14 protein-coding genes are annotated in these 15,658 nt (G+C 59.8%); 12 read left to right on the top strand and 2 right to left on the bottom strand.

Features of this window, described 5'->3' with window-relative positions; genetic code table 11:
- Positions 1 to 7: 7 nt before the first annotated feature.
- Together tssK and AC1DIG_RS03710 are read right to left on the bottom strand one after the other, a co-directional pair.
- Positions 8 to 1,339 carry a type VI secretion system baseplate subunit TssK gene (gene tssK / locus AC1DIG_RS03705; protein WP_477766194.1) on the bottom strand — a complete coding sequence of 444 codons (1,332 nt, stop codon included), beginning with the start codon at positions 1,337 to 1,339 and terminating at the stop codon, positions 8 to 10.
- Positions 1,340 to 1,406: 67 nt separating this feature from the next.
- Positions 1,407 to 1,877, bottom strand: a complete 471-nt coding sequence (locus AC1DIG_RS03710; protein WP_477766195.1) for a type VI secretion protein — start codon at positions 1,875 to 1,877, stop codon at positions 1,407 to 1,409.
- Positions 1,878 to 2,082: 205 nt separating this feature from the next.
- On the opposite strand from AC1DIG_RS03710, the gene tssB reads away from it, so the two are divergent.
- The 12 genes from tssB (at position 2,083) to AC1DIG_RS03770 (ending at position 15,649) form a co-directional block, all read left to right on the top strand.
- Entirely contained in the window at positions 2,083 to 2,643 is a 561-nt protein-coding gene (gene tssB, locus AC1DIG_RS03715; protein ID WP_477766196.1) for a type VI secretion system contractile sheath small subunit, read from the top strand.
- Between the two features lie 28 nt (positions 2,644 to 2,671).
- Positions 2,672 to 4,159 (top strand): type VI secretion system contractile sheath large subunit, encoded by a 1,488-nt coding sequence (gene tssC, locus AC1DIG_RS03720; protein WP_477766197.1) that lies wholly within the window; start codon positions 2,672 to 2,674, stop codon positions 4,157 to 4,159.
- A 74-nt stretch (positions 4,160 to 4,233) separates the two neighbouring features.
- Positions 4,234 to 4,734 carry an Hcp family type VI secretion system effector gene (locus AC1DIG_RS03725; RefSeq protein ID WP_019690979.1) on the top strand — a complete coding sequence of 167 codons (501 nt, stop codon included), beginning with the start codon at positions 4,234 to 4,236 and terminating at the stop codon, positions 4,732 to 4,734.
- Between the two features lie 15 nt (positions 4,735 to 4,749).
- The gene (gene tssE, locus AC1DIG_RS03730) at positions 4,750 to 5,193 is read left to right on the top strand and encodes a type VI secretion system baseplate subunit TssE (protein WP_477766198.1); all 444 of its coding nucleotides are present in this window, start codon (positions 4,750 to 4,752) and stop codon (positions 5,191 to 5,193) included.
- Positions 5,177 to 6,967, top strand: coding sequence for a type VI secretion system baseplate subunit TssF (gene tssF / locus AC1DIG_RS03735; protein WP_477766199.1), 1,791 nt, complete (start codon positions 5,177 to 5,179; stop codon positions 6,965 to 6,967). The genes tssE and tssF overlap by 17 nt, the downstream gene beginning before the upstream one ends.
- Positions 6,931 to 7,956 carry a type VI secretion system baseplate subunit TssG gene (gene tssG, locus AC1DIG_RS03740; protein ID WP_477766200.1) on the top strand — a complete coding sequence of 342 codons (1,026 nt, stop codon included), beginning with the start codon at positions 6,931 to 6,933 and terminating at the stop codon, positions 7,954 to 7,956. Before tssF ends, tssG begins: the two co-directional genes overlap by 37 nt.
- Before the next feature lie 2 nt (positions 7,957 to 7,958).
- Positions 7,959 to 10,508, top strand: coding sequence for a type VI secretion system ATPase TssH (gene tssH / locus AC1DIG_RS03745; protein WP_477766201.1), 2,550 nt, complete (start codon positions 7,959 to 7,961; stop codon positions 10,506 to 10,508).
- A 57-nt stretch (positions 10,509 to 10,565) separates the two neighbouring features.
- Positions 10,566 to 11,204, top strand: coding sequence for a YopT-type cysteine protease domain-containing protein (locus tag AC1DIG_RS03750; RefSeq protein WP_477766202.1), 639 nt, complete (start codon positions 10,566 to 10,568; stop codon positions 11,202 to 11,204).
- An 83-nt stretch (positions 11,205 to 11,287) separates the two neighbouring features.
- Complete coding sequence (locus AC1DIG_RS03755) at positions 11,288 to 12,316, top strand: hypothetical protein (RefSeq protein WP_477766203.1); 1,029 nt, start codon at positions 11,288 to 11,290, stop codon at positions 12,314 to 12,316.
- Positions 12,317 to 12,421: 105 nt separating this feature from the next.
- Entirely contained in the window at positions 12,422 to 12,907 is a 486-nt protein-coding gene (locus AC1DIG_RS03760) for a hypothetical protein (protein WP_477766204.1), read from the top strand.
- A gap of 117 nt (positions 12,908 to 13,024) precedes the next feature.
- A complete protein-coding gene (locus tag AC1DIG_RS03765; RefSeq protein ID WP_477766205.1) occupies positions 13,025 to 13,606 on the top strand; it encodes a hypothetical protein in 582 nt (193 codons plus the stop codon).
- A gap of 33 nt (positions 13,607 to 13,639) precedes the next feature.
- Entirely contained in the window at positions 13,640 to 15,649 is a 2,010-nt protein-coding gene (locus AC1DIG_RS03770; protein WP_477766206.1) for a type VI secretion system Vgr family protein, read from the top strand.
- The last annotated feature ends 9 nt before the right edge of the window (positions 15,650 to 15,658 follow it).

The raw sequence follows: 15,658 nt of genomic DNA on the forward strand, positions 1-15,658 counted from the left end.
TCCCTGATCAAGCGTTTTCACTGGCTTGAGCGACAAACAGCACCACTTGCCACGGGCTGCTCGCCAGCTGCGAGGCCGGCGCGACAATCTGCAACGGCAGTTGCCCGTCGAACCATTGGCCTTCTGCGGTGACCACAAACAACCGGGTATCTTCGCCCACGCTGTAGGCCACCTGCTCGTTGCGACTCATGGCCTCATGCGCCAGACCGCGCATGCGTTGTCGACCGAGCAAGGCAATGTGCGGCGCAGAGGCGATGATCGCGCGGCTCAACCATTCACTCGCAGACTGCTCGCTTGCGCCATTGGGCATGCGCAAGCCAATCACCAGGCGCTGGCTCGGTTGATCGTCGGGCAACTGGATCGAGAAGAGGTGTTCGTGGCGTTCGAACGGCAGGCTGCGATAGCCGGCGCGAATCAATTCGAGGGTATTGTCCAGCCAGTCGAGCACGCTCTCGTAGCCGCGCTGCAACTCGAGAAAATCCAGCGCGGCGAAGGCCGGCACCCCTGCCAGCGGATCGAGCGCCGACCAGGCGCCGGCCAACCCGAGCAACAGGCCATACAACGCTTGCGGTGTCGCCAGCCGGCTGCTCAACAAGCCCTCGACCTCCGGCAGACGCGCCCAGAGTGCTGTCAGTTGGCGACGAATTTCTGCCGCGTCATCCTGGTTACCGGCCTGCTGTGCCTGGCGCAAGCGACCGGCCAGAAACATGCATTTCTCTCGGGCCCGGGCGCACAGACCAGCGACCCGACGCCCCAGCGCCGACTCCGGCAACAGGCTCGGCGTTGGTGCCGTATAGGGCAGTTGCAAAAAGCCGCCGCCTTCCTTGCGAATACGCACCAGCGGTACACAGATCGAATCGGCCTTGTTCAACTGCGTGCACAAACGCGGATTGGGCCGCCATACCGTAATCGACTCGGGGTATTGACCGCTGGTGAGGTCTGGCAAGGCATCGCCGATAACCGATTGCAAGCGTCCGGTGAGTGGCAGTAATTGCCCGGCGCGCCACAACGGGCTGACCGCCAGGTACACGGTCACGGTGGCATTGTCCGTTGCATCGACCGCTTCGCTGACATCGAGCTCCAGCATCGGCCCCACACCGGCCTGCACATTGATCGGCAAACCATCCGGCAACGTCGCCTGCAAGGCGAGCAATCGAACGTGCCCGGCACTGAGTGCCGAAGGGTCAATATCGAGATGGGTGACACCCCAGAACCAAGGGTTGCAGGCCTTGGCAAAATGCGCGACCAACGCTTCGGCGCGCAGCCCTTGCAACTGAAAATGCTGGGGCAGCAACTGCATGCCCTCGTGCCAGCAAACCGCGTCAGGTAGCAAACTCATACGATTCCCTTCGACGTCGAATGGCGCCGCTGGCCCGCGGCCTGGTGATCTATTCAGTGCACATCAGTCAGTGCGCAGTGTCGCTGACCAGTGTCATCTCGCGACTGTCGAACTTCAGCCAGGCCTTGCTCTGATCGTCCAGTCGAAGTCGGTGCGCTCCGGGTGTGTTATAGCTCGCGAAGATCAAAAGTCCAGCGGCCCGCTTGCCGCCCAGGGGGAAGGGTTGTTGATCGATAAACTGCCCGGGAACCAGCTCCAGCCCCCAGACCGTCATCAGCTGCCGGTAGTCGCGTTGAAACTGCTCGCGCTCGCTGAACCATTGCCGAGCGGTCAGGGCCGACAGTTGTTTGAGCAGGTCCGGATCATTCACCGCGACAAAATCCACGGCAATCGGCGTGTCGTCATTGGCATGGGCGGCGACGTCCAGCGTCAGGCTATCGAGATCGACTCGCGGCCCGAACAACGAACAGCCCGTGAGTAACAGGAACGAGAGAGAGATAAAAAAACTTGCGCGCACAATGAATTTTCCTTTTCTCATGACGGTCCAAAATTGTTTTTGTTTGCTTTTTTATAGACCTGTTCTAGCGTCTTGGGTAGTTCGGTCGGTACGACGAATGTGGAAGGTTCGTCAAAGGAATGACAGTTCCAACTGCCCTCCCTTTCTAACCTACGGTTCGGTAAGGGAATGCGATGAACGGGCCCTCCGGTGCATTGCTCCCGCCCATGCATCGGAGTCAGCCACCATGGCAGAAAGTACTCAGCACAAGCTCGACAGGGTCCGTCCACCCCGTGTGCAAATCACCTATGACGTTGAAATAGGTAACGCCATCGAGAAGAAAGAATTGCCTCTGGTGGTCGGCATTCTTGCCGACCTTTCTGGCAAACCCCTCGAGCCCCTCCCCAAGTTGAATGAACGGCGCTTCACCGAGATCGATCGCGACAACTTCAACGAAGTGCTCGCCTCGATCGCCCCGCGCGCCACCTTGCAGGTCAACAACACCCTCACCGGCGATGACAGCAAGCTCAACATTGAGCTCAAGTTCGGTCATATCGATGACTTCGACCCGGTCAAGGTGGTCGAGCAAGTGACACCGTTGCGGCGCCTGTTCGAAGCGCGCCAGCGTCTGCGCGATCTGCTGACCAAACTCGATGGCAACGATGACCTGGACAAGCTGCTGCGTGATGTCATCGCCAACACCGAAGGCCTGCAAGAGATCAAGTCGGCCCGGCCTGAAACGCAGCCTGAAGCGCAGCCTTCTGCACCTGCCGGCGATGCCGACGCGACGCCAGAAGCTCAAGCCTGATCGTCCATTCACTTAGGGAGAAATTGCCATGCCCGCCTCATCCAGCGCCCAGGCCCAAGCCAGCGAGAATGTGAACGAGACCTTGTCTTTGCTCGACCGAATCATCGCCGAAGGGCGAATGGCCCACGACGAAAGCCAGAAAGATTACGCACGCGACATGCTCGCGGAGTTCGCCACCCAGGTTCTTGATAAAGGCATGGCCGTCGACAAGGACACCGTGGCGATGATCAACGACCGCATCAGCCGGATCGACGAGCTGATCAGCGCCCAGCTCAACGAAGTCCTGCACCATCCGGACCTGCAAAAACTCGAAGCGTCCTGGCGCGGCCTGCACCTGCTGGTGCAGAACACCGAAACCAGTTCCCGACTGAAACTGCGTTTGCTCAACGTGACCCAGAAAGAGTTGCAGAATGACCTGGAAAAAGCCGTCGAGTTCGACCAGAGCGCGCTGTTCAAAAAGATCTACGAAGAAGAATACGGGACCTTCGGTGGTCACCCGTTCAGCCTGCTGGTCGGTGACTACACCTTCGGCCGGCATCCGCAGGACATCGGCCTGTTGGAGAAACTCTCGAACGTCGCCGCTGCCGCCCATGCCCCGTTCATTGCCGCTGCCAGCCCGCGACTGTTCGACATGAACAACTTCACCGAGCTCGCGGTGCCGCGTGACCTGTCGAAAGTCTTCGAGAGCCAGGAGTTGATCAAGTGGCGCTCGTTCCGCGAAAGCGAAGACTCGCGCTACGTCTCGCTGGTACTGCCGCACTTCCTGCTGCGCCTGCCTTATGGCCCGGAAACCAAGCCGGTGGAAGGCATCAACTACGTTGAAGACGTCAACGGCAGTGACCACAGCAAATACCTCTGGGGCAATGCGGCCTGGGCCCTGTCGCAACGCATCACCGAAGCCTTCGCCAAATACGGTTGGTGCGCGGCGATTCGCGGTGCCGAAGGCGGTGGCGCCGTCGAAGGACTGCCCGCCCACACATTCCGCACCACCTCCGGCGATCTGTCGCTCAAATGCCCGACCGAAGTGGCAATCACCGACCGTCGTGAAAAAGAGCTCAACGACCTCGGTTTCATCGCCTTGTGCCACAAGAAAAACAGCGACGTGGCGGTGTTCTTCGGTGGCCAGACCACCAACAAGTCCAAGCTCTACAACACCAACGAGGCAAACGCCAACGCGCGGATCTCGGCCATGCTGCCTTACGTGCTCGCGGCATCCCGCTTCGCCCACTACCTGAAGGTCATCATGCGCGACAAGGTCGGCAGCTTCATGACCCGCGACAACGTGCAGACCTACCTCAACAACTGGATCGCCGATTACGTGCTGATCAACGACAACGCCCCACAGGAAATCAAGGCGCAGTACCCGCTGCGCGAGGCCCGGGTGGATGTCTCGGAAGTCGCCGGCAAACCGGGCGTCTATCGGGCCACGGTGTTTCTGCGGCCGCACTTCCAGCTCGAAGAGCTGACGGCCTCGATCCGCCTGGTCGCCACCCTGCCGCCACCGGTAGCTGCCTGACCTGCCTCCCGCCGGCCTGGCCGGCGGGATTCCCTTTGTTTATCTAGCGTGTTTTTCTTCAGGAGTTACATGCGATGGATGCAATCATTCTCGACCTCGGCGGCGACATCAAAGGCGACAGCCTGCTCGAAGGTTACAAGGACAAGATCGAAGTCATGTCCTACAGCCACAACGTGGCGATGCAGGTGACCAACGACGTCAGCAACTCGGAGCGTACTTCCGGCAAACCGCACATCGGCGAGTTCACGCTGACCAAGTTCGTCGACAGCTCGACCCCTTCTCTCAACGAGTATTGCTGCGCCGGCAAACCGATCCCGGAAGCCAAGATCACCATCGGGCGCAACGCGGCCGAAGGCAGCGGCCAGTTGATGCCCTTCATCATCTACACCCTGACCAACGTGGTGCTGTCCAACGTCAGCGTCAGCGGGGGTACGGGCGGCAAACCGGTGGAAACCCTCTCGCTGAACTTCACCAAGATCAAGTGGGAACTCACCGCGCAGAAAGACGATGGCACCAAGGAAGGCACGGCCGCTTCAACCTGGGACCTGGCCGCGAACAAGCTGATCAAGGGCTGACGGAGTACCCCGACAATGACCGGCACCGGCATTTTGCCGCCGCTGTTCGAACGCCTCACCGCCAGCGAGGCGGATACCGTGCAGGCGTTCGATCGCCAGGCACTGTTGGAGTCGGTCCGTATCGAGTTGCTGCGTTTGTTCAACACCCGTCGTGGCCAGCGCCCGCTGACCACGCCGCCAAGCGTTATTGACTACGGCATCGCTGACTGGACTGCCCTGCAGCAACAGCGCAGCGATGACCGTCGTCAACTGTCGCGGCAGATTCGTGAAGCCATCGACGCCTTCGAACCACGCCTGCAACTGGGCGCGGTCGACGTCACGCCGGTCCCCGAAAATCCACAACAGCTGAGTATCAGGCTGCAAGGTGAGCTACGCAGCGGCAAGCAGCATTGGCCTGTCGCATTCGTCATCGAGAACGCCGGCGATGGCCTTGAGGTGCGCGATGAGCGACTCGATTGACCCGCAACTGCTCGATTACTACCAGCGAGAACTGACCTGGCTGCGCCATGCCGGGAGCATTTTCGCCGAACGCTACCCCAAGGTTGCCAGACGCCTGGAGCTGTCTCCCGGCGAATGTCCGGACCCACATGTCGAACGTTTGCTGGAAGGTTTCGCCTTGCTCGCGGCGCGCCTGCAACGGCGACTCGACGACGATTACGCCGAGTTCAGCGACGCACTGCTGGAACAACTGTATCCGCTGACCATGCGGCCGCTGCCGTCCTGCGCCATCGTCCAGTTTGAGCCGGATCCGAGCAAGGGCAACCTGGCCGGTGGTTACCCGCTGCCGCGCGACACGCCGTTGTACGTCACCACCCGACACGGTGAAAGCATTCACTTTCGCACCAGCGCCGCCGTTCACCTCTGGCCGCTGGAAATCGACGAGGCCTTGCTGCTGGGAAGCGACGAAGCCCAGGCCCTGACCGGCGTCGCCCAGGCACGCTCGGCGCTGCGCCTGAGCCTGCGCTGCCTGGGCCAAAGCCAATGGGCAGAACTCGGCATCGAGCAGTTGCGCCTGCACTTGGCCGCATCGCCGGTGATCAACGCCAACCTCTATGACTTGCTCGGCGCCCATGCGATTCAACTCCTCGCCGGGCCACCCGGCAGCACTCCAAAAGTGCTGGCGGGGCTGCCGAAGATCGTCGGTTTCGCCAACGATGAGGTGCTGCTACCCGATGAAGACGGTGTGCATCCGGGGATGCGTTTACTCGCCGAGTACTTTGCCTTTCCAGACAAATTCAGTTTTTTCGACGTGCCGCTGGCGGGTGCACTCAGCGACAGCCAGACGCTGTACCTGTACATCGTTTTCGACCAGGCCCCCGGCAGCCGTATGCACTTGCAGGCCAGCGATATCGCGCTGGGTTGCACGCCGGTGATCAACCTGTTCCCGCGAACTTCCGAGCCACTGCGCCCGGACGGCACTCGCAGCGAATACCGCCTGGTTGCCGACAGCCATCGGGAAAACAGCGTTGAAATCCACAGCATTCGCGCCCTGCGCGCCAGCACCTCGCACGGCGTGCAGCGTGTGCCGGCGTATTACGGCAGCCAGCACGGCGGCAACCACCGCTGCTATTGGCACGCCCGGCGAATCAGCGGCATGACCCCAAATCGCTTGGGCACCGACCTGATGCTGAGTCTGGTGGACACCCGGCTTGACCCGTTTGAAGAGGTGACTGAACTGAGCCTGACCGCCGAACTGCTCTGCACCAATCGACACTTGGCCCAGAGCCTGTCGGCCGGAACGCCGCTGGGCTTCGAGCGGCCGGGGCCGGTCGCCTCGGCGCGCTTGCGTAATCCGCCAAGCCCGCAAAGCCTGCCGCGGCTGGACGGTGAATCGCGCTGGCGGCTGGTCTCGCAACTGACCCTCAATCATCTGTCATTGGTCGAAGGTCCGCAGGCGCTGGACGCACTCAAGGAAATCCTCGCGCTGCATAACCTGCGGGACGAAGCCAGCGGCCGGAGGCAAATCGAAGGCCTGCTGAGCCTGAGCTGCGAGCGCGTCATTGCGCATGTCGGTGAAGACGCCTGGCGCGGGTGGCGCAATGGACTGGAGGTTCGCCTGCAACTCGATCCGCAGCATTTTGTCGGCAATAGCGCGGTGCTGTTTTCAGCGGTGCTGGCGCAGTTTTTCTCACTCTATGCCACGGCCAATCGCTTCGTGCGCACAGTACTGGTTGAATCGGACAAGGAGATCAAGGCATGGCAACCCCAAGCCGGCATGCCGCTCTCCCTCTGAGCCTGAGCCAACGACTGCGCCGCGATCCTCAGGCGTTCGAGTTGTTGCAGGCCTTGTTGCTGCTCGAGCGCGAGCATCCACAAGCCGAATCGCTGGGCAGCGGCACTGCACCGCAGGCTGAAGCGCTGCATCTGCGCGGCCCGCTGACGCCGTTGTTCGCCGCCAGCCAGGTTGAAAGCCTGACCGGCGATACCGACCACAAACCGACCCTGACCACCCCGGTTTTCGGCCTCGGCGGGCCGGACGGCCCCCTGCCCTACGCCTATCAGGAATGGTTGCAACAACGTGCCCGCGCCAAGGATTACGCACCGGCCGAGTTCCTCGATCTGTTCCAGCACCGACTGCTCAGCCTGCTCTACAAAGTGCTGCGCAAACACCGGATTGCCGTGGGCTTTTCAGTACCGGGCGCGACACCGGTGCACGCTCAGTTGCGAGCGTTGACCGGCCTGCTGCCCAAGGCCCTGCACGATCGTCAGGCGATTCCCGATGCCGCCGTGCTGGCGTGCAGCGCGTTGTTTGCCGATGGGCGCCGTTCGCTCGCAGGCTTTGCCGCCATCGTGCGCGAACAGTTCGAATTGCCGGTCGAGCTCAGCGCCTATGAAGGTGCCTGGCGCGAGATTCCACCCGCCAGTCGCAGCCGCTTGCAGCCCGGAGGTCGCAACCTGCAACTGGGGCACAGCGCCGTGGCCGGCACACGGGTCTGGGACGAACATGCCGGCATCCGTCTGACCCTCGGCCCACTGACACCCGCGCAAGCGGCCGCCTTCTTGCCGGACGGTGAAACGCACGCGGCCTTGGCCAGCCTTAGTGCGCTGTATTTCGGTCCGGACCTGGAGTGCACACTGGTGCTGCTGGTGCGTGGCGCCAACCCGATAAAACTCGGTCGTCAGACACCGCCACTGTTGAGCTGGAACGGCGGCCTGCAGCGCCAATCCAGCCTTGCCATGCAACGCATCGAAACTCGTCTTCGTCAGCTGGAGATCACCTGAACATGGAACTGGCCAGCCTGATCGGACGCCTCAACCCGGACAACCGCCGCGCCCTGGAACGGGCCGCCCAGCGTTGTCTGCAACGCGGTCATCATTACGTTGAAATCGAGCACCTGTTGCTCGAACTGCTGGAAATCGAAGGCGGCGACTTCGCCTACCTGCTACCGCGCTTCGGCCTGGAACGCGATGCCCTGACGGCGGAAATCAACAAGGCCCTGGAATTGTTCAAGACCGGCAGCACCCGTACCCCGGCACTCTCGGCGCACACCATCGGCCTGCTGGAGGACGCCGTGGTGCAGGCCAGTGTGCTTGGCCTCGAGAGCATCCGTTCCGGCCTGTTGCTGTTGGCGTTGCTCGATCGTGATGAACGCCGCAGCCTGTTGCTCAACAGTGCTTCGTCGCTGCTGCGCATTCCTCGGGATGCCCTGCGCAGCAATCTGCTGGAGTGGACCGAAAGCTCCCGCGAGCACGTCGGCGGCGCCCGTGCGGTAGCGGCTGCCGCCGGCAAACCGCAGCAGAAGCAGGATTCGGTGCTCGACCAGTTCACCCAGGACCTGACCGCCGATGCGCATGCCGGACGCATCGATCCCATCGTCGGGCGTGACGGCGAAATTCGCCAGTGCATCGACATCCTGCTGCGCCGTCGCCAGAACAACCCGATTCTGGTTGGCGCGCCAGGCGTCGGCAAAACCGCGGTGGTCGAAGGCCTGGCCCTGCGCATCGCCGCCGGGGACGTACCGCCGTCGCTACAAGAGGTCAGCCTGCGGGTCCTCGACCTTGGTCTGTTGCAGGCCGGCGCCGGGGTCAAAGGTGAATTCGAGCAACGGCTCAAAGGGGTGATCGATGCCGTCCGCAGCGCGGAAAAACCGGTCATCCTGTTCATCGACGAAGCCCACACCCTGATCGGCGCCGGGGGTGTCGAGGGCGGAAGCGACGCCGCCAACCTGCTCAAGCCGGCGCTGGCCCGTGGTGAACTGCGGACCCTGGCCGCAACCACCTGGCTTGAGTACAAAAAATACTTCGAGAAAGACCCGGCCCTCGCCCGACGCTTCCAACTGGTGCAAGTCGAAGAGCCGGATGAAATCACTGCCGTGGAAATGCTCCGTGGCGTCGCCGCCAAACTCGAACAACATCACGGCGTGCAAGTCCTCGACGCAGCAATTCATGAAGCGGTGAAGCTCTCCCATCGCTACATCTCTGGCCGGCAACTGCCCGACAAAGCGATCAGCGTGCTCGACACCGCCTGCGCGCGAGTCGCCCTCGGGCAACACGACGTACCGCCGCCACTGGAAAGCCTGCGCCACCGCCAGCAAAGCCTCAAGGATGAAGTCGAACGCCTGCGCCGCGAACAGGCCACCGGCCTCGACCACCGTGAGCGCATTACCGTGCTCGAGACCGAGTCCACCAGCAACGTGCAGGCCATTCGCGAATTGGAGATCCGCTGGAGCGAAGAACGCGTCGCCGTGCGCGAGCTGCTGGAAACCCGGCGCGAGCTGCTGGCCTTGAGCGAACGCGCCGACAACGACAAACCGGACGACGTCACTGATGGACGCCTCGACCATCTGGCCGCCGAACTGCTGCGTCTGGAAGCCGGCCTCGACGCCATTCGCCAGGACGACCCGCTGGTGCCGGAGCAAGTCGACGCGAAAACCGTCGCGGCAGTGATTGCCGGCTGGACCGGCATCCCGGTCGGCAAAATGCTCGCTGACGAAGCCCACGCCGTGCGCACCCTCGGCCAGCGCATGAGCCAACGGGTGATGGGCCAACGCACCGCGCTGAACACCATCGCCCAACGCTTGCAGGCGTATCGCGCCGGCCTCACCGACCCGCAAAAACCGGTCGGCGTGTTCCTGCTGGTCGGCCCCACCGGCGTCGGCAAAACCGAAACCGCCTACGCTCTGGCCGATGCGCTATATGGTGGCGAACGCAACCTGATCAGCATCAACCTCTCGGAATACCAGGAAGCCCACACCGTCAGCCAACTCAAAGGCGCCCCGCCCGGCTACGTCGGCTATGGCAGCGGCGGCGTGCTGACCGAAGCCGTACGCCGTAAACCCTATTCCGTGGTGCTGCTGGACGAAATCGAAAAAGCCCACCCGGATGTGCTGGAGGCGTTTTATAACGTCTTCGACAAAGGCCTGATGGAAGACGGCACCGGCCTGGTGGTCGACTTCAAGAACACCGTGATGCTCGCCACCAGCAACGTCGGCGCCGAACTGCTGCTCGACACACCGACCGCGCACCTGGACAGCGATGCCTTCACCGAAGCCTTGCACAACGTCCTGCTGAAAGCCTTCCGCCCGGCATTTCTGGCGCGCATGACTGTGGTCGCGTATCGACCGCTGGATGAGGCGACGCTGGAAGGGATTGTGTTGGCGAAACTGGAGAAATTGCGGGGCCGCTACAAAGCCGCGACCGGCAAACAGTTCGAGTTTGATGCAGGGATTGTGCAGGCGGTGTTGGCCAAGTGCAGCGCCGCCGGAGCAAGGGATGTTGAGAATGTGTTGATGACACAGGTGACGGGAAAGTTGGCGGAGTGGGTGTTGGAATAGGACATCGCGTACCTGCACGCACCCGGCGCCAGAGCACTATTGAACCAAGGAGGCATCATGAGCTACGACGCTATTTGCAAGGCCATCAAGGGCCATGGTGAAGGTATCTACAATTTTGGCCAGTCCAGTTTTCTTAATCTCGTCGGTGACAACCGAGACGGTATTTGTCGAGGTGTTTGCACCGCATGGCTGATCGCGAAGAAGAACGGTAACGACTACCTTAAAGAAATTGTATCGCCGACTGTCACCACCAGCCTGCTGCATGAACAGCGTACCGCACGACAGGCTTCAGACTTCCAGACGTCCTATCTGGACATCAGCGGCGACTCGCCCGACTCGCCCTCTGCCGCAACACTGTCAGCGCTAAAAACCGGGGGGCTGGGATCGTTGGGAGAAAAGAAATCACAAACCTATCAGGGCTTTGCCGATGATGGACAACCCATCGGGCAACGAGTCCTGACGTCGGGCTATCGATATTTCATTTTATCTATCAAAGGCACACTGGGTGGGCATTCCGTGGCCTTTTACAGACCTTGGGTTTTTTTCGGAAAAAGCAGTAGCTGTACCTTTTTCGACCCAAACTTCGGCGAATTCAAATTAGAGGGAAGCGACGGCATAGCACTGTGCATGAACGCGGTGGCGACTGCTTACCGTCAGGGGTTATCAAAAGGTTATCGCCTCTGGGGATTTAGCTGACCCAACAAGAGATTGGAAAAGGGGGACAGATTTATTTTTGAAAGCCGTGGATTACTTGGGCGACGTTAAAAAGGGATCCGATCATGAAGTATAGAGCCGCCATTGAAGAAGCGCTGAAAGCCTGGCACGCCATCCACTTTCATTGGCTCAAGAGTGCTGAAAGCAAGGCGGCTGCCACCCTTCTGCGTCATCTTATAGACAGTAATCCTTATGACGACGTACTCAAACAAGCCGTTGAATGGTTCACCGACCAGTGCAATGAGGCCTTCCAGTATCAAACTGTCACCTATTCCCGGCTCAAGCTCACATCCGCACTCTATGTGCAACTCAACACTCACCTGAAGTCTGCCGAGAAACCTGATCTGAAGCCGGTTGCAGGCAGTTCCTCCTCAAGCGTCCCGTCTGCGATGAGGATGGGCGGCAGTGTTGCACCCGCGTCCAGGCCTTCTTCCAGTGGTCTTGGTCTTGGTCTTGGCCTCGCTTCTGCTTCTGCTTCTGCTTCCGCCACTGGCCCGAGTCTTTCTTCTTCCAGTGGTGTACAACCTGTTGAGGTGCAAGTAAGAAAGTATGAAAAAATCTGGGGGACAATCACGGTAACGGATATTCCCACCGCGCAGCATGGCGTTTACGAGCACACAAAAGATGACCCTATCACAACGCAACAAAAAGGCTCGGCTTCAGCCGTGGTAGAAATCACGCTGAAAATCAAGGGCAAGCCGCTAAACGCTCCAGAGTTCTGGGTCCTCTTGGGGGGTATGGTCTTGAAATCAAAATTTGGAAGATGTTTCAGTTGTGCTGCCGCAGCGGTTCACACATTAATCCATGATGAGTATTTTGACCGATATGAAATGACCGTCATGGGCACTGAAAAATATGACCACTATTTTGTTTGCGTCGGCGAAAGCATGGGTGAGATTAAATCCGGCCTCGGCACTGCCATCGATATCTGGCAAGCGAATTTGTCAAACAAACCCGATGCTTATGCCCACTCTCCAGCCAAGACTTTCCTATATTGGTCCGAAGCACAAATCATCTGCGATATTCCCAAAACCAGACGTGCAGAGTTTCGCAAGCTGGTAAAAACCCGAAACAGCATTGAACACCCGGATTAGAGAATAAGCAGAATAAGGGGGCAGATTTATTCTCCCGCGTTACTGACCCAACGAGGAAAAGGAAGGCAACGAGTAAAAAGAATACAATTTGAACAAGGAGGTAACATGGCTGGCGACCTGATTCTACCCAGCGTCAACGATGCAACGTTGACCACCCTTACAAATGCGGGCGGTGTGGTGGGAGGGGAAATATTTCATGCCGACAAGTACAGCCAACAAAGCTGGGATCTTTTGAAAGCCAGAGGCGTAGAAGCAAGTACCGGCATCAAGACCAACAACCGAGTGGGCCTTCCGCCTCACTTTTACATTTCCTTCAAACTCTCGGATTACAAAGGGAGTGGCCTGGCAGATTTCAAAAAACTCATACGCCACGCCGTCCGGCCATTGACAATAGTTACCAGTCACCCCGGGCTGACAAATTGGGGGGCATGTGTCGGTGATGAAGTGAACGCGGAAAACTGCTTTCGAGAGGCACTCCAGAAAGGAACGGTGACACTCGAAATATACAAGTACGACAAACAGGATTTAATTGATAAATCCAGCGGAGAAGTAAACTCAAACCTGTCTTACATGAAGCTAATCAATGAGTAGGATTATCCAGCATGTCAAACCTGAACGTTGAGCCTGGATGAAGTGACTGATATAAAAAATTGACGAAGTCATCTTGATGAAAACCAGATAACCCTGTTCCCTTTTCAGGAGGTTGTCATGACGGAAGAACATAAAGTCGGTCGTTATTCAGGCGGCAATGTGGCAATGACAGGGGCAAACCCGCTTTATGCCACTTGGCAAGCAGCCAACCAGGCCACTAATGGCGGTACCATTCCCGACCTGGCCAGTATTTGTCATGAATCCTCCTCAACTCGCCGCGCCCTGGCCGGCTCAGGAGCGTCTCATGGAACCTGTTTCGCCGTGGTCGAGCATTTCGATGCTGCACGCGGCTTACTGATGTACAAATTCGGCGACAGCGCCCTGAAGCTGGACCTTCTCGGAAACTACACCACCACGACCAAGAAAGTCGTCACGACCCTGCGCGGGCATGCGGAAATCAGTGCGTTGGTCCAGGCGATCAATAGCGTCGCACTGCCGGACGGTGATTACAGCAACTTTGTCACCCGCATCTACATCGAACTCAGCCCCTGCCCACTTTGCGGACCGCAACTGGCCCCCTATGTCGAAAATTCGGTAGTGATGTACAGCTACGTCTATGGAAATGAGCGAGAGATGGATGGGTGGGTCAGCGATAACCAGGCTGCAATCCATGAAAAAGGCGGCACGTTCAAGTGGTAAGCCTTCCCCTTATCCGCCATCTGAGGTCATTCAATGCCCCGCACCGCCGACAGCAACACCACCCTCTCCCTCACCGCCACCTCGCTGTCGGCGCTTTACCCTGAGTCAATCTCCGGCGAAGAATCGCTTAACGCCCTGAGTTCGCAAACCCTCAACGGCCTCAACGACGGCGCGTCCCTCACCCTGACCAGCGCCGTCGCCACCCACATCACCACCACCCTGCACAACGACGCCCTGACCCGCCGGCTCGATGCACTGGTCGCCGAAATCCGCCAACTCCCCGCCGACGCCACCGCCGAGCGCTACCAGTTAGTCCTGCGTCCATGGCTCTGGTGGCTGACCCTGGCCAGCAACAACCGGGTGTTCCAGAACCTCGCCACCTCGGACATCGTCACGACGATTTTCAAGGCCCACGGCTTCACCGATTTCCAGCTGAAACTCACCGGCAGTTACACCCCACGCGAGTACTGCGTGCAATACGGCGAAAGCGATTTCTCCTTTGTCTCGAGGTTGCTGGAAGAGGAAGGGATTTTCTGGTTCTTCACCCACGAGGATGGCAAGCACACGCTGGTGCTCGGGGACAGTAACGATGCCTTCGTGCCGATACCCAATGGACCCAAGGTGAGCTATCTCGGGCAACGGATGGGCGAACGCGAGTTGCATGGCATTCGCGCAGGCCAAGTCTGTGTGCAGGCGGTGGCCGGGGTGTATCGGGCGACGGATTATGAGTTCACCACACCGACCACGTCCCTCTACGATCAGGCTGAAGCAGTGGCCGGGCCGCGTTCCATCTATGAGCATCCGGGCGGCTACAACGCCAAGGCCCGGGGTGATGCGCTGACCAAGCAGCGGGTGGACGGTTTGCGCAGCCAGGAGAAACGCTTTGTTGGCGAGAGCGATTGCCGTTGGCTGGTGCCGGGACATTGGTTCACCTTGGCGGGCCATGATGACGCGACACTGAATATCGAATGGGTGGTGACAGCGGTCACGCATGAGGCCAGTCACGAAAGCTATCGCAACCGCTTCGAAGCCATTCCCAAGGCCACGCCTTATCGCCCGGCGCGGATCACGCCCAAACCACGGATGCATACGCAAACGGCGCTGGTGGTCGGCAAGCCAGGCGAGGAAATCTGGACCGACCAGTACGGCCGGATCAAGTTGCAGTTCCCCTGGGATCGCGACGGCAAGAATGACGAAAGCAGTTCCTGTTGGGTCCGCGTGGTGCTGCCGTGGAGCGGCAAAGGCTTCGGTATGCAGTTCGTACCACGGATCGGTCAGGAGGTGATCGTGACCTTTATCGACGGCGACCCGGACCGGCCGCTGGTCACCGGTTGCGTCTATAACGGCGACAACGCCCTGCCCTATGCGCTGCCAGCGAACCAGACCCAATCCGGGATCAAGACCAACTCATCCAAAGGTGGCGGCGGTTTCAATGAGCTGCGTTTCGAGGACAAGAAGGACGCCGAAGAGGTGTTTCTGCAAGCGCAGAAGGACTTCAAGATCAATGTACTCAACGACACCACCGCCACCGTCGGCCACGATGAAATCCTCACGGTAAAGAACGCCCGCACCCGCACGGTCAAGGAAGGCGACGAGACCGTGACCCTGGAAAAAGGCAAACGCAGCGTAACGATCCAGACCGGCAGCGACAGCCTGGATGTAAAGGACAGTCGCACGGTGAAGGTCGGTGCGGATCAGAAGCACAGCACTGGCGGCAACTACGAACACAAGGTCACCGGCGATTACAGTCTGACGGTGGACGGTAACCTGACCATCAAGGTGAGCGGTACTCTCACACTGCAAAGCGGTGGCAGTTTCGCGATCAAGAGCGGCGCCGATCTGGCGGCCCAGGCCAGCACCTCGATCAGTCAGAAGGCCGGCACCTCCCTGAGCAATCAGGCCGGTACGGAGCTGACCAACAAGGCCGGCACCTCGCTGACCAATGATGCCGGGGTCAGCCTGACCAACAAGGGCGGCGCCGAGCAGACCGTGGACGGCGGCGGCATGCTGACCATCAAGGGCGGACTGGTGAAGGTCAACTGAGGAGCGAGC

The sequence above is a fragment of the Pseudomonas sp. 05N431 genome (assembly GCF_056397005.1).